The organism is Terrilactibacillus laevilacticus (assembly GCF_006517395.1).
Lineage (GTDB): Bacteria > Bacillota > Bacilli > Bacillales > Sporolactobacillaceae > Terrilactibacillus > Terrilactibacillus laevilacticus.
Genome location: NZ_VDCY01000002.1, coordinates 394,220 through 414,384 on the forward strand (window position 1 = coordinate 394,220; position 20,165 = coordinate 414,384).

The following is a 20,165-nucleotide window of genomic DNA, read 5'->3' on the forward strand; positions in this document are numbered from 1 at the left end:
TTTTCTATAGAGAATCATGGATGTGAAATTCCTCTCCAAAATACTGTCCAAGAAGCTTCTAGTTTATCTTTTAGCCGTTTCTCATCATTGCCGTATACAAGTTCTAGCATAATAGAATCGACTATTCCGAGAAAGGCGAGGGTCGGCGTTTTTGCTACCTCTTCGACGATGACTTTAGCATCGATCCAATCCTGAAATTTACTTTCGAGTATCGCCTGTACTTTCTCCTCAATATCGAATACTTCCTTGTCGATTGCCTCTGCAAGATGAGCTGGCGGAAAAAAAGACATACGTAGCCAAAACTTTAACTGCTCATTTTTTTGGAAAAGATCGATGACCAATTGTAAAAATCCATATAAATCTTTTTCTGGATTTCGCGAATCAATTTTACTGAAATATTCGAGTTTTGAAGATAGATCAGCCTCTTTCGCATCACGTAAAACTTGCAGAAAAAGATCATCCTTTCCTTTAAAATGAGCGTAAATAGATTGCTTTTTTATGCCGACTTCTTCAGCTATTTGAGAGAGGGAGGCTCCTTCATAACCATGAATTGTAAAATATTTTAACCCTGCCTTCTTAATTTCGTTGCTTTTCAATAAAACCACCTCTAAATCTAACGAACGTTCGTTAGTTATACTAGCAAATTAAATAAATATAAGCAAGTGAGAAAATCGGTAACTTTTCGTTCATCTTTCTTATGAGATAAATTACTGCTTTGTCAGTGCCGTCGAGTCTATCATGTGGCATGCCTAAAATGTTTTTCATTTGGGACACTTGTTTTTTGATTAAATGTCGGTGGTTGGTCGGATTCAATACAATTCATCCAATTCCAAACCAACATCTGCGAGTAAATTTGAAAACAAAATTTGAGTAAATTGGTGATATTTAAATAAAAGAACCAAACATTAATTTGAAACTTGGCGAACATAATTTGAGTAATACTGGTGATAATTAAAAGAAACTGTATTAAAATAGGAGGGTTTTTTGTTGAATTTAGACAATCAAAAGGAAACAAAGAGTTCTGAAGTTGCGAAAAAATCATACGACGTAAATGACTATAAGAGTCATTCTGAATTAGAAAAAGGATTGGCAACCACTCATGAGCAGGTTAATGATACGTTTGTAGAAGGTACCATTGACGGTATTATGGAAGATGTTGACGGAAAGGATATTCCTTTAAAACGTAAAGGTTTGAATAAAGGGAGTGTTTAAGTACGACTTCTTTTTAATTTAAGTAACCTATAAAGAGTGCATTAACTTGATTATCCTAAAACCGGTTTTTCTTTCAATTTCCACACCTTATCCCTAGCCCATTTCGATGGAGAATATATTTTTTCGTTTTGGGATAACCTAATCTGCAAGTAAGGGAGGTATAAATTGACTAGTTTTTTATTAAAAATCATCGCTTGTCCAGTTGCAGTTATTATTTCAATGTATTTATTTCCTGGCGTCAACTATGATTTTATCGGGCAAGCCATCATTGTCGGGTTAGTCCTTGCCGTTGTCGGTGTAGCTATGGAATATGCTCTATTAAAACGAGGCACTTTATGGATCAGCGTAGGAGCCGATTTTGTCGCATCTGTTCTGATTGTCTATTTTCTTTCCAATATGATGTGGGGAGATACAGTTACGTTCTTTGGAGCCATTCTCATCGGACTTTTACTTGGTGTAGTTGAATACTTTAGTCACAGATACCTGATTTCTACTGGTAAAACCCAAAAGTCCCCATCTTGATGATTCAAATTAGACCAGTGTACAAATAAAACTATCTCATTATATGATGTGTTTGTTCCTATTCCCGTGCTTTTTATAATCTCCTAAGATCCTCAACACCGACCAATTACTGAAAACCTCATCACTGATCACTTCTCTTGACTTCAGTCATGGGGAGTGGTCAGTTTTTTCTTTCCCATGGGTTGTACGATTCACAAAAGAAGACTCTTGATATATATCCATCTTTGAATTAGTGATATTTAACAATCATAAATAGGAAGTTTAGTTACATTATACATATAATCAAATGACTGAAAAATGTTAAAATATAGACACAACCAAATATGTCAATTGTGCCTTCAATCTTTTATGGAAGATCATCGTTAATCTTCAAATGTATATAATAGGAATCCTTTTTATAAAAGAGTGCAAAAACATTTCTAAGAATCATGTTCGGCGAAAGGAATGACAACCATGAGTTTAGAAGCTTTGAATAAACGAGTAAAAACCGATCTTTCCTATCTCGCTTTTGGGGGACCAGACTGGGTACGTCCTGTAGATCATCCAAATGGGCACGTCTACGATGTAATCATTGTCGGTGGCGGTCAAAGTGGTTTAGGAACCGCTTTCGGTTTGTTACGTGAACGCATATCCAATATCCTTGTCATTGATGAAAATAAAGAAGGTTTAGAAGGTCCTTGGGAAACTTATGCTCGTATGGTCACACTTCGAACACCAAAACAACTCACTTCGATTGATCAAGGTATACCTTCCCTCACTTTCCGTTCTTGGTGGGAAGCTCAAGTTGGAGCTGAAGGCTGGGAAGCCATTGACAAAATTCCACGAGGCGATTGGATGAACTATCTCAGATGGTATCGTCAAGTTCTAGGCCTTCCTGTTATTAATGAGGTAAAACTTAAGCTGATCGAACCAACAGAAGAAGGTATTCATCGACTTCATATCGAAGGGGCTGGAGCACCATCCAAGACCTTGTTAGCACGAAAAGTCGTCTTAGCTACCGGTATTCAAGGTGGAGGTGAATGGCATGTTCCAACCATGATTTCAGAAAAGTGTCCCCGTCATCTCTATGCCCACACATCGGAAGCCATTGATTTCGAGGCATTAAAAGGCAAAAAGGTCGCTGTATTAGGCGGTGGAGCTTCCGCTTTTGACAATGCCAATTTTGCTCTTACAGAAGGTGCAACTGAAGCTCATGTCTTTCTCCGCCGGAAAGAAATGCCTCGGATTAATCCCATTAGACAAATGGAATCATCCGGAATGATTGAACACTTTCATGTGTTATCAGATGCGGATAAGTATGCTGCGATGTCTCATTTCTTTAAGCATAATCAACCACCGACGAATGATACCTTCGGTCGTGCGTCTCAATGGCCGGGCTTCCATTTACACTTAGCCTCTCCTTGGCTTGATGTTGAAGCAACCAGTGAAGGAGCTGCTGTGGTGACGACACCACAAGGAAAATTCACTTTTGATTTTCTTATTATTAGCACCGGTCTTTTGACTGACCCGGCTCTAAGACCAGAGCTCTCACTTGTCGAAAGTCATATTGCTAGGTGGGGCGACCGTTATCGTGCACCAGAAGAGGTATTCAATCCTGTCCTTGATGCACACCCTTATCTCAGCCCTGGCTTTGCTTTCTTAAGTCGTGATGAAGAAGGGAAAAAACTCTTACATGGACTATTTGCATTCAACTATTCAGCTTTGATTAGCTGTGGTCTTTCTGCTTCGGCGCTATCAGGTATGCGGTTTGCTATTCCGAGACTTGCGTCAGCTATTGCTGAGGAACTCTTCCTTGATGATCGAGAAAAAAATCTGATAGACTACTTTGACTATGATGAAGTTGAATTTGTTGGTGAGTGGCCGAAAGTCACAAGTAAATTATAATTTTATAAAAACTCATAATGCACCAGTGTTTTATAGAAACACTGGTTTCTTTATGTCAATTTTTCTTTTATCAATGGTTGTACTATGAAAATTCTATCTAAGCGGGTGCCTTTTTCATAATTATTCTGTTTAATCAATGACAAATTGCAAAGGAATTATCCGTATGCTAGGATAAAAAATTGACTGAACTCATTTTTTCATATCTCCTAATAAAATAATTTTGGACAAAAAAGGGAAAACATAGAAAAGAAGGAGTTCTTTATAAGGAGGAATCATGAATTATTTAATAGGAATTATCGGTTTATTCGTTACATTGTTTTTAGCTTGGCTCGTTAGTAACAACAAAAGAAGGATTAAAATTCGTCCCATCATCGTGATGATCATCATCCAATTTCTTCTTGGATTTATATTATTGAGAACTGATGCAGGTAATTGGTTGATTAAAGGCATAGCCAATGGATTTGGAGAACTTTTGAAATTTGCGGGACAAGGGGTTGATTTTGTTTTTGGCGGGTTGGTCAATAACCAACAAATGTCCTTTTTTATGAGTGTCCTGCTACCTATCATTTTTATTTCTGCCCTAATTGGCATCCTACAACATTGGAGAATCCTGCCTATTATTATCAGCAGTATCGGTTATGTTTTAAGTAAAATCAATGGCATGGGAAAACTTGAATCATACAATGGTGTGGCTTCAGCGATTTTGGGACAATCTGAGGTATTCATTTCAGTTAAAAGACAGCTCGGAAAATTGCCTTCACATCGCCTCTACACATTATGTGCATCAGCCATGTCAACTGTTTCTATGTCCATTGTTGGGTCTTATATGGTTTTGATAAAACCTGAGTATGTTGTCACGGCGATAGTTTTAAATCTATTTGGAGGATTTATTATTGCTTCCATTATTAATCCATATACAGTCTCAAAAGAAGAAGACGAAATTAAAATAGAAGAAAATGAAAAGAAACAATCCTTCTTTGAAGTTCTTGGTGAATATATTATGGATGGTTTCAGAGTGGCCTTTACTGTTGCTGCGATGCTGATCGGATTTGTTGCAATTATTGCCATGATTAATGCTTTATTCAATGCAATATTCGGCATCACTTTTCAAGAAGTCATGGGATACATCTTTGCTCCCATTGCCTTCTTAATGGGGGTACCTTGGAATAGCGCTGTTGATGCAGGAAGTATTATGGCGACCAAACTGGTTACTAATGAATTTGTCGCCATGACAAATTTATCACAAGGCCATTTTCACTTCTCTGAGAGAACAAATGCCATTGTTTCTGTCTTTCTTGTTTCATTTGCCAATTTTTCATCTATTGGCATTATCGCAGGAGCTGTAAAAAGTTTAAATGCAGAAAAAGGAAACGTGGTAGCAAGGTTTGGCCTCAAGCTGGTTTATGGGGCTACATTAGTGAGTTTCTTAACGGCTATAATGGTTGGCTTAATTTATTAACAATCCCCTCGCATGATTTTAATAAAATAAAAATAATTTAAACGGCTTTAACTCTATATTCCATAGGGTTCAAGTCGTTTAGTTTTGGTATTTATCTTAATTGTCAAATTGGATGTATTTACAGATTGGCTTAAATGAAATTCATCCTTTCAAACTTCTTCAGGAAACGACCCTCTTTTTTAATACAAATTATAAATTCATTGAGAATAGCAAAGAATAATAAAAAAAGTGAGTTAAATAAAGTACGAGAAAGGCGTAAAACTATGGAATCTTATATATTAATTACCATTAAATTGTCACTAGGTTTCTTATGTTTAATCCTTTTTATGAATTTATCTGGTAAAGGAAATTTGGCACCAATGTCTGCTGCCGATCAAATTCAAAATTATGTATTAGGTGGTATCGTAGGTGGTATTATCTATAGCCCCCAAATCACAATTGTACAATTTGTTATTGTCCTATTTATTTGGGCATTCCTCAATTGGTTTATTCGCTTCTTAAAACTCAAAAATAGATTCATTAAACGGTTCATCGATGGAGAACGTATCATTGTTGTGAGAAATGGGAAAGTCATCCCTGAAAATTTTATGAAAGCAAAATTATCCACTCAAACCTTTACCACCATGCTACGAATGAAGGAAATCAGTTCGGTCAGTTCTTTAAAAAAAGCACAAATAGAACAAAATGGCCAGTTAACCGTTATTAAAACGGATGATGAAGATCAATCATACATGGTCATCTCTGATGGTGAAATCTATGAAGAGGGATTAGAAGATATCGGGAAAGATGAAGACTGGCTTCATGCACAGATTAAAAAGCAGGGTATCGAGAAAGTGGAAGATATCTTTTTTGCGGAGTATCACAAAAATAAGTTACGCCTCTTTACATATTAAATTTAAGCATTTCAAATCGAGAACAAAATCCATTTATCTGCATCTTTTCATATAAATGGGGTAATTACTAGAAAGTCAGGATATAAAAAAATCATAGATAGTGAAAAAATCATAGATAGTGAAAAAATAAGGAGGAGCTCACTATGGATGATAAATCAATCAGACTGGACGAAAAAGTCATCGCTCTAAAAAATTCCACATCAGAGAATTTGAAAAAGTTAAAAGATCAAAGAAAGATGATGACCTTAAAAAAATTAGAAGATCAAGTCATCGTTATTACAGGGGCGTCAAGTGGAATAGGTCTTGTCACGGCAAGGATGGCCGCTTCAAAAGGAGCCAAAGTTGTCGCTGCGGCGAGAAATGAAGAAGCACTTAAACAATTAGTGAAGGAGTTAAATGGAAAGGGCTGCTCAGCTATCTGGGTCAAAGCAGATGTTGGTCGCGAAGAAGATGTAAACAAAATTGCAAAAGCAGCAATAAATGAATTTGGACGTTTTGATACATGGGTGAACAATGCAGGAATCTCGATTTTTGGCCAAGCGATGGATGTGACGATTGATGATATGAAACGGATGTATGATACCAACTTTTGGGGTGTTGTATACGGAACTAGAGCTGCCGTAAAGCACTTTAAAGAAAGAGGAGTCCCTGGTGCCCTCATTAATATTGGTAGCTTTTTTGGAGATAGAGGAACGGTTATCCAATCGACTTATGCTTCCGCCAAGTTTGCTTTACATGGATGGACAGAAAGTATCAGAATGGAATTAGAAAAGGAAAACACCCCCGTATCCGTTACACTTATTCATCCGGGAAGAATCGATACGCCATATAATGAACACGCAAGAAGTTATTTAAATAAGCAGCCAGCGCATTATATGTCAATGATTTATCCGCCTGAAGCCGTAGCTGAAGCCATTCTATTTTGTGCAGAGCATCCAAAAAGGGATATGTATGTAGGTTCTCAAGCTAAATTTTTAGCCATGCTTGGACGTTTTGCTCCGCGATTTACAGATAAATTCATGGAGCTTACGATGTACCGTACCCAACATAGTGACGAGCCTTCAAATCCTCCTGAGGAAAGCGCGTTGTACCATGCTGGCTATGGGCTACATGAAAGAGGAACGAATAAAGGGTGGATGAGAAAACGGAGTCTGTATGTTAAAGCAACAGAGAATCCAGTGCTGTCAACCCTTGCACTTGCTGGTATTGGTGCTTCACTGTGGGCTATGACTAAACGAAAAAGTTAAGATAATGTGTTAATTTATTAATCTTGCTCCTTTATAAATAAGCACGAAAAACGAATTTTAGTGAAAAACGTCATTTTAAACGTGACGTTTTTTATTTGATCATTTCTTCTTTTATTGAGCAAATTAAAAGAGATTAATTAACCTTTAAGTGCGTGTTCAAAAGTCACTTTAACGTACATAAATATGAAAAACTTTGACATCCTGATAAAGATCATGTAAAGTACCTATGTACGAACAATTATATCAAACACCATTAATAATATTCGTTTTTAGGAGAATAAATCATGGATAATGTATTTGATTATGAAGATATTCAATTAATTCCCGCAAAATGTATTGTAAATAGCCGTTCTGAATGTGATACAACCGTAACCTTAGGAAAATATACGTTTAAATTACCCGTTGTTCCAGCCAATATGCAAACGATAATTGATGAAAAAATCGCTCTCTATTTAGCCGAAAATGGTTACTTCTATATCATGCATCGTTTTCAACCTGAAAAACGGATTGATTTTATTAAAAATATGCAAGAACGCGGATTATTCGCGTCGATTAGTGTTGGCGTTAAAGCTGAGGAATACGAATTTATTGAGCAATTAGCCGGTGATAATCTACTACCCGAATATATTACGATCGACATAGCCCATGGACACTCTAATGCGGTCATTCAAATGATCCAGCATATCAAAAGGCTTTTACCAGATAGTTTTGTTATAGCTGGGAATGTCGGAACGCCTGAAGCAGTGAGAGAATTGGAATATGCTGGTGCCGATGCGACAAAAGTTGGCATAGGTCCTGGAAAGGTCTGCATTACGAAGATTAAAACTGGATTTGGAACGGGTGGATGGCAACTTGCGGCTCTGCGTTGGTGTGCCAAAGCAGCAAGTAAACCCATTATTGCTGACGGAGGAATTCGCACTCATGGTGATATCGCAAAGTCCGTCCGTTTCGGAGCTACAATGGTCATGATTGGCTCATTATTTGCTGGACATGAAGAATCTCCGGGAGAAACCATTGAAAAAGACGGAAAGCTCTATAAAGAATATTTCGGATCAGCATCAGAATTTCAAAAAGGCGAACGAAAAAATGTAGAAGGTAAAAAAATGTACGTTGAACATAAAGGTGCCTTGCAAGATACGTTAACAGAAATGGAGCAAGACTTACAATCCTCTATTTCGTACGCTGGTGGAACTAAGTTGGAAGCTATCCGTAATGTTGACTATGTGATCGTTAAAAATTCGATTTTTAATGGTGACCGCGTTTACTAATAAGAGATTAGGATGAGCAAGCTTTTCGTGAGAGGCTTGCTCATCTTTTATATTGATTTTTTAGGCCATTACCTCTAATAATTTATGCTCTACTGTCACACGACCAAGCGCAGTTCTCTCTACAGAAGCATAATCTTCTGTGTTTGTGATGACAACAATGACCGTTGGATCATACCCCATTTTTCTAATTTTATCTAAATCAAAATGACATAACTTATCACCTTTATTGACCCATTGATGTTTCTCTACAAATCTTTCAAAATAAGCCCCATTTAAATTGACTGTATCAATCCCTATATGGATAAGTATTTCAGCACCACGTTCTGTTTTTAAGCTGAATGCATGATTCGTACTAAATGTTACGGTAATAAGCCCATCGCATGGTGCAATGACATCGCCATCTGATGGAATAATGGCAGCTCCTGTTCCAAGAAATTCATGCGAAAATACTTTATCATTTACATCCTTAATGCTAATTGATTCACCGGAGATTGGGGCATAGATATATTCATCTTGAACTGTCTCAATCTGAGCAATATGTTCTACTAGATCTTGTCCTTCTTTTGCTGCTGCTACATATTCATTCATATTTTCAAACATTGGTTCCTGTTCATGAGCAACAGCACGTTTACCATAAAAAAGCGTTAACGTAAAAGCTACAACAAAACTGACGATTAAACTGATCAGAAATGGGACAATGGATGTTGAATTGACACAAATTAAGCCAAGGATACTTGGAGGTCCCATCGTGTTAGCTAAAACATGAAATAAGCCAATAAAGATAGAGGCAATTCCTGACCCTATCATGGCACAAAAGAAAGGGTATTTGAGCTTTAAATTAACGCCAAAAATGGCCGGCTCTGTTATACCTAATAATGCAGTAATACTTGAAGATGAGGCTAAACTTTTTTGGTTCTTATTTTTGGTAATAAAAACGACTGCAAGACAAGCCGCGCCTTGCGCTATGTTTGCCACTGAAGCAATTGGCAATACAAAAGATCCACCCGTTTTTCCTATATTGGCTAATAACTGCGTTTCAATAGCAGGAAAACTTTGATGAAGTCCTGTTATAACAATTGTAGAATAGAAAAACCCAAACACCAAGGTACCTACGAAACCCGTTACATCATATAACCACGTCAATCCATTGGTTAAACTATCGCTCACATGCCGCATCATAGGTCCTACAAATAAAAAAGTCATAAAACCAGTAAAAATAATGGCTAGCATAGGGGTAAAATTAAAATCAAGGGCTTTTGTAATATGTTTATGTAAGTATTTCTCGATTTTAGCTAAAATAAAGGAAACCGCTAGTACAGGTAAGACAGAATCCTGATAACCCTGTTTCGCCACATCTAAGCCAAATATATGCCAATGGTCAACTTGATTTGTTGCTGCAGTATGGATGACATTATAAGAGCTTGCTAAGTCAGGAGAGATCATGATCATCCCCATCACAGCTCCCAAATATGGATTCCCGCCAAAACGTCTCGTCGCAGAAAAACCGATAAGTACGGGTAAGAAAATATAGGGGGCAGCAGATAATGTATGGATGAATCCAGCAACTCCTTTTAAACTTGGATACATTTCAACGACAGATTGAGAACTAAATAGATGCGCTGTTGTCAAAACATTATTCAGTGCCATCAACATTCCCCCTGCAATTAATGCAGGGATTATAGGTACAAAAATATCAGCTATTAAACTCATGAATTGTAAAAATATATTTCCTTTTTTTCCTTTTTGAGATAAAATCTGATCGCCTTCTGTCATATCAGGGAGACCTACCCGTTTAATTAATTCATTATAAATCTCATCCACATCGCCTGGGCCGATAATAATATGAAATTGTCCATTAATCCTGTATATCCCTTTAATATCAGGATGATGATCTAATGTCATATCATCTATTTTCGACTCATCTTTAACAATGAGTCTCAGTCTCGTGGCACAATGAGTAATAGCTTGAATATTTTTCCTACCGTTTAATGCATTTAAGATATCTATTGAGACTTTTGCATGATCCATCCTGACCGTCCCTTCAAAAGGTTCTAACTATTTATTTATTGAAGATGTTTTTTATTTTAAATATACCTTCTTAATTTGAATTGTGTCAATTATGCATCAAAAAAATTTGTCAATATTCCGCATCTTTAGTTAGTATATAAAAAAATGGAGTCTCTCAAAAACTATTTTGAGAGACTCCACAAGTTTTCTCTATTATTCTTTCTTTATTGCTCGACTTATTGGTAAATATGAGAGCCATTTTTTATAAATTCTTTTGATTTTTGAGTCATGCCTTCTTCTATTGAGGCTACTTCTTGATCTTTTGCTTTTTCCTTAGCTATTCCGCCTCGAATATCATGAGAAATCCTCATGGAACAGAATTTAGGACCGCACATTGAGCAAAAGTGTGCGGTTTTTGCTCCTTCAGCAGGAAGGGTTTCATCATGAAACTCTCTCGCACGTTCTGGATCAAGGGATAAATTGAATTGATCGTTCCAGCGAAACTCAAAACGAGCTTTCGAGATCGCATCGTCTCTTATTTGAGCCCCCGGATGGCCTTTTGCTAAATCGGCTGCATGAGCGGCAATTTTATAAGTTATCACCCCTTCACGAACATCATCTTTATTTGGTAAACCTAGGTGCTCTTTTGGTGTAACATAACAGAGCATCGCTGTCCCTAACCATCCTATTGTGGCCGCGCCAATGGCGGATGTAATATGATCATATCCCGGGGCAATATCTGTCGTTAATGGGCCTAAGGTATAAAATGGTGCTTCTTTGCAAATGGCCATTTGCTTATCCACGTTTTCTTTTATCATGTGCATAGGTACATGCCCTGGTCCTTCGATCATCACTTGCACATCGTGCTTCCATGCCACTTCCGTTAATTCACCTAACGTTTCAAGCTCTGCAAATTGTGCCTCATCATTTGCATCCGCAATTGATCCAGGGCGCAACCCGTCTCCAAGGGAAACTGAAATATCGTATTGGTTTAAAATTTGACATATATCTTCAAAATGGGTATATAAGAAATTCTCCTGATGGTGAGCTAAACACCATTGTGCCATAATGGATCCACCGCGAGAAACAATTCCGGTCGTCCGTTTAACAGTCAATGGAATATAACGTAATAAGACTCCTGCATGTATCGTAAAGTAATCGACTCCTTGCTCGGCCTGCTCAATTAACGTATCACGGTAAACTTCCCACGTTAAATTTTCGGCAACCCCGTTCACTTTTTCAAGAGCTTGATAAATCGGCACGGTTCCAACAGGGACAGGCGAATTACGAATAATCCATTCTCTTGTGTTATGAATATTTTTACCTGTTGATAGATCCATAATCGTATCTGTCCCCCACCGGGTCGCCCACGTCATCTTTTCAACCTCTTGCTCTATAGAAGAAGTAACCACAGAATTACCGATATTTGCATTTATTTTGACATGGAAACGACGACCAATAATCATCGGTTCACTTTCTGGATGATTAATGTTTGCAGGAATAATGGCCCTTCCCTTCGCTACTTCTTCACGGACAACTTCCGGATCCATATTTTCACGTATTGCGATAAATGCCATTTCAGGTGTAATGTTGCCTTTTCTTGCATAGTGCAGTTGAGTGACCTTACAACCTTCTTTCGCCCGTAATGGTGTTTTATTTATATTAGGGAACCTTTCAATGTTCGACCGTTCATTTTCTTTAAGAAATCCATCATCTTCTGGTTTTATTTCTCTTCCTCTATACTCCTCAACATCCTGACGTTCTAAAATCCAATTTTCGCGGAGATTGGGTAATCCCTTTCTAATATCGACTATGTAGTTCGGGTCTGTATAAGGGCCACTCGTATCATAAACACGAACAGGTTCATTTATTTCCTCTCCAAATGAAGTGACTGTTTTATTTAGTTCAATTTCTCGCATTGGGACCCTTAAATCTGGTCTAGGTCCTTCTACATAAACTTTTTTACTCCCTTGAAATGGGGATTTCAACTCAATGTTTACTTCTGTTTTCTTTGCCATGTAATCTCCTCCTAATTTTAAATTGATCTGATCTTAGGAGTTATAACAGCCCAGTTCATCCTTAAAGTAAACAGATGAAGACAATATAAAAAGGTTCTGTATATATACAGAACCTGATTTATCATCCCAAAAGTAGTGGCGTATAGATAGACCCAAAGACGCCTTCTTCCTACTTCCCTACGCTGGTATAATCCAGATCAGGTTCAAAGGGTCAAAGAATCTCACATTCTTTTCTCAGTCCATCCATTGGACTCCCCTAGTAGAGCACTTATAAATATATATTCTTTTCTATGCCATGGTATCATAGTTTTTTATTTTATTAAAGATTTTTAATTGAAGATGTTGTTCAAAAAGACAACAAATTCTCGGCGTTGGCTTGATCTTCTTGCTTCTAGTTTGCCACCTTTTTGAACACGCATTTGAAGAGTTAATCGAATTTATTTTCTCCATCTATTTCAATCGTCCCAGTTATTTCTATTTCTCGTAATGCTTGCGATGCTAATTTATCAGCTTCTTGATTGTTTTTTCTTGGAACAAGTTCATATTCTGGTGTAATACCTAGTTGCTCTAGTTTACGATCAATTCGGTCCGCCCATTTATTCAATTCCTCTTCAAAGACTGGCCACTCTCCACTTAATTGATTAATCACAACGAGAGAATCACCCGTAAATTTAACTGGTAAATGATGAACGCCTAAATTCTCTAATTCCTTTACTACAAGATGTAAGGCCGCATATTCTGCTTCATTGTTCGTGTCAAGGTAGGACACTAAGGCATTTTTTCTAACTCGATAAAATTTGCCGTTCTGTTCAAAATAAATAACACAACCTAAGCCAGATTTTTTCGTCTCTAGATCGAATCCCCCATCAAAATAGGCAGTGACATGATGCGGCTCAGTTTGAATACCCTGCAAATATTTCTTTAATTCCTTCATGCTCCATGTACTTTCATTGCTGTCGATAAAAATTAAGTTTTTTGCCCTCCCTGTTCTTTCCAAATCCTCAGCAATTAAAAGAGCTTTCTCCGCGCGCATCTCCGCAGAACTAAAGGTCGTTTCTGTTCCTTTTCGTGTTTTGTAGGTTATTTCAATTCGAACATTCACAATAGAACTCCTTAATAGTGCGTGTTCAAAAAGGTGACAAATTAGAAGCAAGAAGATCAAGGCGGTGCCGTTTTGAGGACCGGAAAAACAAGCGGGCGCCGAGATTCGTAGCTTATCATTTGGTGACTTTTTGAACAACCGCTAAGATGGTTTTATAAATGACATTGATATATTCAATTATAGCCATTGATCCATCCATTTATTGACTTAAGCCCTCATGCCTTTAAAAAATATTACCTTGCTAAAAAGATTGACTAATCTATTATGCATAAAATCAAATAAGGTTAGATAGGATGCAGCCTTTTATCTAACCTCGTTTTTTATCATTTTAACCGATACACTCTCGCTTCATATGGTTGAAAAATATTTTCTTCAATAAGTTCCTCTTTAACATTTCCAAGAAGCCACTCTAAAGAATCAAAGGATAAACATTTAGATAAGTCTATTTCTACTTTTTTATCAAAAAGGTTGACTATAATGACGATCGTGTCCTTACCGAGTGTTCTCATATATGCGTAAATGTCCTGATGGTCATCTAAAATAAGGTCGTATTTCCCATAGATGAGCGTATCATTTTCTTTACGCAAATTTATAAGCGACTTGTAGAAGTGGTAGATAGACTCTGGATCTTTGATTTCTGATGCTACATTAATCTCTTGATAATTCGGATTGACTTTTAGCCAAGGTTGACCTTTTGTAAAACCCGCATTTTTCTCCTTATTCCATTGTATGGGTGTTCTTGAATTATCTCGACCATTTTTCCAAATCATCTCCATAATTTCTTGATGGGATTTACCTTCTTCTTTTTCATGTTGATATAAGTTTTTTATAGCAATATCATTATAATCATCGATTGAAGGAAACTTCACATTTGTCATCCCGATTTCTTGCCCTTGGTAAATAAAAGGAGTTCCTTGCATTAAGAAATATAGTGTTGCCAAAGCTTTAGCTGACATATCCCAATAGTTTTCACTATTTCCCCATGTTGAAACTGATCGCGGCTGGTCATGATTTTCAAGAAATAAAGCATTCCATCCAATGTTTTCGAGCCCTTTTTGCCATTTTGTTAATGTCTTTTTGAGAGCTATGATATCTAATTTACCACCCGCACCTTTTCCCCAAAGACCTAAATGATCAAATTGAAAGATCATATCAAAATAACCGTTTTCTTCACCAACCCATTCTTCAGCTTGTTCAACTTTTACACCGTTCGCTTCTCCTACGGTCATAATATTATAATGGTCAAATGTTTCACGTTTAAGTTCTTCAAGAAAGACGTCAATTCCTTCACGATTCATGTGCCCATCAAAAGACGGTACATAGCGCTTTTTCTTTGGATTAGGTAAATCAGGCAAGCCCTTTACTTTTTTTATATGAGAAATCGCATCAATACGAAAACCATCTATCCCTTTTTCTAACCACCCATTCACCATACCATACAATTCACGGCGAACAATTGAATTTTCCCAGTTGAGGTCTGGTTGTTTCTTTGAAAAGACATGGAGAAAGTATTCTTTTGTCTTCTCGTCATATTCCCAGGCAGATCCCCCAAAAATTGATTCCCAATTATTTGGTTCCTTTCCATTCTTACCTCGTCGCCAAATATAGTAATCGCGATATGGGTTATTTTTAGAAGATCGTGATTCAATGAACCAAGGATGCTCATCAGACGTATGATTAATCACTAAATCCATAATTAATTTCATACCTCGTTCATGCACCTCTTGTAATAATTGATCAAAATCAGCCATTGTTCCAAACTCGGGCAATATTCCCTTATAATCACTTATATCATAACCGTTATCATCATTTGGAGAACGATAAATGGGACAAATCCAGATCACATCGATTCCAAGATCCTTTAAATAATCTAGCTTAGAGATAACGCCTTGGATGTCACCGATTCCATCCCCGTTTGAATCCATAAAACTACGCGGGTATATTTGATAAGCTACAGCTTCTTTCCACCATACCTTTTTCAATTGATCTTCCCCCTATATCTCTATTTAGATAAAGTGAAGCTTCGATCAGAGGGAATTCACCCTCGCTAATTATTAATTGAACCTATCGGGCTTTTTTGGGGCTGTTCCCTCACCTTTACTTCTTCAATGTCATTTTCCCCTCAGTAAGTCCCATTCATTCTGGAGTATCTTTGAAATTATCAACAAGGATGTGATTACAATAGTTAGTAGTTATTTAATTATAAGATAGAGTATGTATGATAACAACTTTTTACCTCTACTACTGTTTTATTCACTCTATAAAACTATGTCCTAGGCCATTTTTATGAAACATTACATTTTGTACTTCTATTCAATAGAATAATGACGACACGTACAAAAGCTTGAGTCGATTTTGCCAACCTCTAATTCCTTATTTAGTTCATTTTAATAAGAGTTTTACAGATTATCTGCGCTAAAGGTATCCCCATCTTCTATTTTCCCAGATTTAAAACCTTTATAAAACCAGCGCTTTCTCTGTTCGGATGTACCATGAGTAAAACTTTCTGGAACGGCATATCCCCGTGCTTTCTTTTGCAGAGTATCATCACCTACTGCTGTGGCAGCATTCAAAGCTTCCTCCAAATCCCCTTTTTCTAACAAATCCATCCCTTGTGCATGATTAGCCCAAACCCCGGCAAAATAATCCGCTTGTAATTCAAGCCGAACAGAAAGCTTATTAAATTCTTTTTCACTTAGTTTTGAACGCTGAGACATCACTTGATCCGATGTACCTAAGAGTTTTTGAACATGGTGACCAACTTCGTGAGCTATCACATAGGCCATCGCAAAATCTCCAGGAGCTTGAAATTTATCTTTAAGCTCTTGATAGAAGCCTAAATCAATATACAGCTTTTGATCACCTGGACAATAAAAAGGCCCTACCGATGAGCCAGCCGCCCCGCAAGCCGTACTCACACTTCCTGAGTACAAAACAAGGGTTGGGTTCTTATAGGTTAACCCCTCTTTCCGGAATTCCTCACTCCATACGTCCTCTGTATCTTTAAGTACGACCGACACAAATTGCGACAACTCTTTTTCTTGATCCGTTTCTACATAAGAGGTATTGTTACCGGAATCTCCGATTTGAAAATTATTCAATAATTCACCAGGATTTCCTCCAAGTAAAGTCGCAATAAGGACAATAATTAAACCAAGTCCTCCGCCTGCAACACCTATTCCGCCTATTCCTTTACCTCTTTGATCCTCTACATTCGAACTCCCTTTTCGGCCTCTCCATTTCATCTTCTTTCCTCCTTGGGTCGTATATACACTTAGTTAATTTTGCTATACCCGAAAGTCATGGTGATTAGTCGAGAAGATGAAGAGAGTATTATTTTAAAAGGATTTAAAACACAACAGCATTGGGAATGAAACCGATGGTTGGCTGAACCAATCGGATCTTTTACGGGCAGTTGATCTTGAAGACATTAATCCAACAAACCATTTGTTTCATCATCAATGGCTTTTATTAAGTAGTACAGTAGCTCAGTGGCAGGTGTGCTAACACCATATTTTTTTCCTAACTTGACCACTGTCCCGCACAACATTTCATTTTCTGTTGGACGTTTTGAGAGTATGTCTTGAACCATTGAGCCTCTGGCCTCTGGCTCGTAGTTAAAGTAGATTGGTTTCATGGTTTCAAGGTCTTCATCGACTAACCCAGTGCCCATCGCTTTAGAAAGGGCTATGACTTCTCGCATAATACATTCTCGTGCTTTGTTTGCCGAATCAAGCTTCTGAAAATGCTTATGTTTTCCTCTAAGTACCCCAGCGACTGAATTACCGCTCACATTAAGTAGAAATTTCAGCCAAAGTTCACGAATAATATTATCCGGAATTTCATATGGAATCTGGCATGCATCAAACAATTCCTTTACTCGTTGGACTTTGTTTTGCTGATCTTCGGGTTGATCAATCCCAAATTTAATTTTATTTTCGCCAACTGAAAAAGTGGCCACACCATTTTTATAAATACCATTAATCGTCGTAAAACCGTAAATGACTTTTTCTTTCCCATACACTTCAGCGATTTCCTCTTCACTCGTGATCCCATTCATTAAGGACAAAATAATGGTTTTTGGCCCTACCTGGTTTTTTATATCTTGTATCGCTTGATTCAATTGATTATATTTAACCGCAACAATCACTAAATCAGCCGGATCGACGATAGTTTCAGGAGAAACCACATTTAGGTTATAGTGTTCTTCATTAATAAGAATCCCTTGTTTTTCTAACCTTTTTTTTCGCTCGCCTCCTGCGATAATTCGCAAGTTATTTGGTTGAATTTCTTTTTTTAGAAAAGGAAGTAAGGTACATCCAATGGCTCCTAATCCAATAATAGCTACTTTCATTTTCTAGACTCCTTTGAAAGGTACCTGTCACCCCCAGATGCAACTTCGGAATGAAGTATTCTTAAACGAGCCCTTTTACCTCGCCTTAGTGAAGTGACAGCCTTAACTTTACCTTCATTATTCGTTATAACATAGGTTTGATTTTCCTCATTCGGTTCAAATTCTTTTAGATCACCTTCATACAAAAATGAATCATCCACTTCGTATCGATGTTACTTGCAATAGGGGATGAAATCATTAATTCGATGATGTTCCAAAGCTTCCACCGACCTATCCGTGTTTCATTAATTAAGCCTATTTTAACACGGCATTAATCGAAATTATATTTTAATAAATGAAGCCACTTCTTTTATTTCTTATGGTCATCCTTGTCAGCAGGAAATTCCTCTGCGATTTCTTGTATCAACCCTTCGCGAGTTAAAGGGTACATAGGTAGTTCCCTTTTTCGAGAAATAAATTTACTACATACAAAAATAACAAACAACAACCCAAAGCTGATGAATAAGCCAATACGCTCATTCGGATGTAATAAAGCTCCTGAGACAGTTATTGCAATAATAATAATTCCGAGATAGGAAGTATAGGGATAACCAAAGGCTTTAAATGTTCCTTCATTATTTATATAGGATGGGTGAAGTTTAATGTGACATGAAAGGATATTGACCCAATTGAGAATTAAGAGTACACCAGCAGCCGTTGTAACATATTCATATAATGTATTTGGCAATAGAAAGGAAAATAAAATAGAGACCGTTAAACCTATTCCTGTAATGAGCAGGGATTTGGTTGCCACGCCACGCTTATTTTTTTCTTTCAACATTTTAGGTGCATCTCCATCATCAGCAAGAGCCACGAGAATTTGGGTAATCGAAAATAAAGCTCCAACCATTGTTGAAAACGCTGCACTGATAATAATAATATTGAAAAAGGACTCGATAAAGGGAAATCGAAAGGCGGATAAAGCCGAAACAAAAGGACTCGTTGCCGTATTAATACGCGTCCAGTTGATGAGATACAACACAAAAAATAATGACAACAGATACATAGATACAAGTGCGATAACTAGTCCATAACCCGCTTTCGGAATTTCATGTCTATTTTTTAATTCAGCTGATGCAATTCCAACAACCTCGATTCCGCCAAAAGAGAAAAAGATAAAAATGAGCGCTGACCATAATCCTCTTATACCAAGGGGGAAAAACTGGCTAAATGATGTATGTTGTATTGCAGACACATTCACTGGATGAATCAAACCAGCTAAAAATAAAGTACCAAAAACAATGAACGCCAATAGTGTAGATAGCTTGATCATGGCAAACATGGACTCGATAGCTCCGAAATTCCGAACACCCATCAAGTTAATCCCGAAGCCTAGAAGTGAATAAATTATAGTAAAACTCCACAATGGAGCATTAGGAAACCAAAATTGTGTAAAAGTAGATAAAGCTACAATTTCACTCGACATAATTAGTAGTCCTGATAACCAATACATCCATCCAATGACAAATCCGTAATTAGCACCGAAAGCTTTCTTTGAATATGTTCTAAAAGAGCCTGATTGAGGATCATTCACCGTCATTTCTGATAAAGCACTAAAAACAAAGAAAGCCGTAATCCCTGCTACAAGATAGCCAAGTAATATAGATGGGCCTGCAAGTTGAATTGAAAGGCCTGTTCCTAGAAAGTAACCTGCACCGATAACAGAGCCTATACCAATTAATGAAAGCTGCCACCATGGAAGATGAGGTCCATTTCCCTTCTTTATTTGCTTTTCCCTTTGATGCTTCACAGCTTGTTTAAAAAGTTGATGAAATCTCACAGAGAAAGTCCTCCTTATAGAGGTTGTTCAAAAAGTCATCAAATGTTAAGCGGCGAATCTCGAGTTCCAGCATGTTTTTTCCGATCTCCATGTAGTAGAAACCTACATTCCGATCCTCGATCCACAGGAACCGGCGCCGCTATGATCTTCTTACCTCTAATTCTGCACTTTTTTGAACACACTCTTATATAGATATCTTTCCTCTTAGTATGGACATCCTCTATAGAAACATGCATGAAAGTGAAGTTAAGGGCCTATGGGCTCAAAAAGCGTATCCTACAGTGTAGATTAGATCGTCAGCGTAGAGCGAATAACCCTAACAAATACAATGACGACGGCACCATCAATAAATCAAATCGCGAGAAATGGATTCAAAGTGA

At 37.3% G+C, this 20,165-nt stretch carries 15 protein-coding genes and 1 riboswitch; of the genes, 7 read left to right on the forward strand and 8 right to left on the reverse strand.

What is annotated here, in order from left to right; genetic code table 11:
- Positions 1–14 precede the first annotated feature (14 nt).
- Positions 15–596: a TetR/AcrR family transcriptional regulator gene (locus FG390_RS04805; RefSeq protein ID WP_141189892.1), complete on the reverse strand. Its 582-nt coding sequence runs from the start codon at positions 594–596 to the stop codon at positions 15–17.
- Between the two features lie 391 nt (positions 597–987).
- Here FG390_RS04805 and FG390_RS04810 point away from each other — a divergent pair, with 391 nt between their 5' ends.
- The 7 genes from FG390_RS04810 (at position 988) to guaC (ending at position 8,485) form a co-directional block, all read left to right on the forward strand.
- Positions 988–1,212: a YozQ family protein gene (locus FG390_RS04810; RefSeq protein ID WP_141189893.1), complete on the forward strand. Its 225-nt coding sequence runs from the start codon at positions 988–990 to the stop codon at positions 1,210–1,212.
- Positions 1,213–1,377: 165 nt separating this feature from the next.
- On the forward strand, positions 1,378–1,734 hold the full coding sequence (locus FG390_RS04815) for a DUF2512 family protein (protein ID WP_141189894.1): 357 nt from the start codon (positions 1,378–1,380) through the stop codon (positions 1,732–1,734).
- A gap of 453 nt (positions 1,735–2,187) precedes the next feature.
- On the forward strand, positions 2,188–3,618 hold the full coding sequence (locus FG390_RS04820; RefSeq protein ID WP_141189895.1) for an FAD/NAD(P)-binding protein: 1,431 nt from the start codon (positions 2,188–2,190) through the stop codon (positions 3,616–3,618).
- Between the two features lie 274 nt (positions 3,619–3,892).
- The gene (locus FG390_RS04825) at positions 3,893–5,077 is read left to right on the forward strand and encodes a NupC/NupG family nucleoside CNT transporter (protein ID WP_141189896.1); all 1,185 of its coding nucleotides are present in this window, start codon (positions 3,893–3,895) and stop codon (positions 5,075–5,077) included.
- Between the two features lie 263 nt (positions 5,078–5,340).
- Positions 5,341–5,970, forward strand: coding sequence for a DUF421 domain-containing protein (locus tag FG390_RS04830; RefSeq protein ID WP_141189897.1), 630 nt, complete (start codon positions 5,341–5,343; stop codon positions 5,968–5,970).
- A gap of 236 nt (positions 5,971–6,206) precedes the next feature.
- Positions 6,207–7,217, forward strand: a complete 1,011-nt coding sequence (locus FG390_RS04835) for an SDR family oxidoreductase (RefSeq protein ID WP_373681526.1) — start codon at positions 6,207–6,209, stop codon at positions 7,215–7,217.
- Between the two features lie 284 nt (positions 7,218–7,501).
- Positions 7,502–8,485, forward strand: a complete 984-nt coding sequence (guaC, locus tag FG390_RS04840) for a GMP reductase (protein ID WP_141189898.1) — start codon at positions 7,502–7,504, stop codon at positions 8,483–8,485.
- Between the two features lie 60 nt (positions 8,486–8,545).
- On the opposite strand, the gene FG390_RS04845 is transcribed toward guaC, so the two are convergent.
- From FG390_RS04845 to FG390_RS04875, 7 genes are all read right to left on the reverse strand, one after another.
- Positions 8,546–10,513, reverse strand: coding sequence for a sucrose-specific PTS transporter subunit IIBC (locus FG390_RS04845; protein ID WP_141189899.1), 1,968 nt, complete (start codon positions 10,511–10,513; stop codon positions 8,546–8,548).
- A gap of 215 nt (positions 10,514–10,728) precedes the next feature.
- Complete coding sequence (thiC, locus tag FG390_RS04850) at positions 10,729–12,510, reverse strand: phosphomethylpyrimidine synthase ThiC (protein WP_141189900.1); 1,782 nt, start codon at positions 12,508–12,510, stop codon at positions 10,729–10,731.
- A 157-nt stretch (positions 12,511–12,667) separates the two neighbouring features.
- Positions 12,668–12,778, reverse strand: a riboswitch (TPP riboswitch).
- Between the two features lie 159 nt (positions 12,779–12,937).
- Entirely contained in the window at positions 12,938–13,612 is a 675-nt protein-coding gene (locus tag FG390_RS04855) for a ribonuclease H family protein (protein WP_141189901.1), read from the reverse strand.
- Between the two features lie 323 nt (positions 13,613–13,935).
- Positions 13,936–15,594 carry a glycoside hydrolase family 13 protein gene (locus FG390_RS04860; RefSeq protein ID WP_141189902.1) on the reverse strand — a complete coding sequence of 553 codons (1,659 nt, stop codon included), beginning with the start codon at positions 15,592–15,594 and terminating at the stop codon, positions 13,936–13,938.
- Between the two features lie 417 nt (positions 15,595–16,011).
- Positions 16,012–16,857 carry a KPN_02809 family neutral zinc metallopeptidase gene (gene ypfJ / locus FG390_RS04865; protein ID WP_141189903.1) on the reverse strand — a complete coding sequence of 282 codons (846 nt, stop codon included), beginning with the start codon at positions 16,855–16,857 and terminating at the stop codon, positions 16,012–16,014.
- Between the two features lie 185 nt (positions 16,858–17,042).
- Entirely contained in the window at positions 17,043–17,966 is a 924-nt protein-coding gene (locus FG390_RS04870) for a ketopantoate reductase family protein (RefSeq protein WP_141189904.1), read from the reverse strand.
- Between the two features lie 349 nt (positions 17,967–18,315).
- Positions 18,316–19,785, reverse strand: coding sequence for an amino acid permease (locus FG390_RS04875; protein ID WP_141189905.1), 1,470 nt, complete (start codon positions 19,783–19,785; stop codon positions 18,316–18,318).
- Positions 19,786–20,165: the final 380 nt, after the last annotated feature.

Coding starts and splice junctions, on each gene's coding strand:
- FG390_RS04820 (WP_141189895.1), top strand. CDS start 2,188: ATGAGTTTAGAAGCTTTGAATAAACGAGTAAAAACCGATCTTTCCTAT.
- FG390_RS04825 (WP_141189896.1), top strand. CDS start 3,893: ATGAATTATTTAATAGGAATTATCGGTTTATTCGTTACATTGTTTTTA.
- FG390_RS04830 (WP_141189897.1), top strand. CDS start 5,341: ATGGAATCTTATATATTAATTACCATTAAATTGTCACTAGGTTTCTTA.
- FG390_RS04835 (WP_373681526.1), top strand. CDS start 6,207: ATGATGACCTTAAAAAAATTAGAAGATCAAGTCATCGTTATTACAGGG.
- guaC (WP_141189898.1), top strand. CDS start 7,502: ATGGATAATGTATTTGATTATGAAGATATTCAATTAATTCCCGCAAAA.
- FG390_RS04845 (WP_141189899.1), bottom strand. CDS start 10,513: ATGGATCATGCAAAAGTCTCAATAGATATCTTAAATGCATTAAACGGT.
- thiC (WP_141189900.1), bottom strand. CDS start 12,510: ATGGCAAAGAAAACAGAAGTAAACATTGAGTTGAAATCCCCATTTCAA.
- ypfJ (WP_141189903.1), bottom strand. CDS start 16,857: ATGAAATGGAGAGGCCGAAAAGGGAGTTCGAATGTAGAGGATCAAAGA.
- FG390_RS04870 (WP_141189904.1), bottom strand. CDS start 17,966: ATGAAAGTAGCTATTATTGGATTAGGAGCCATTGGATGTACCTTACTT.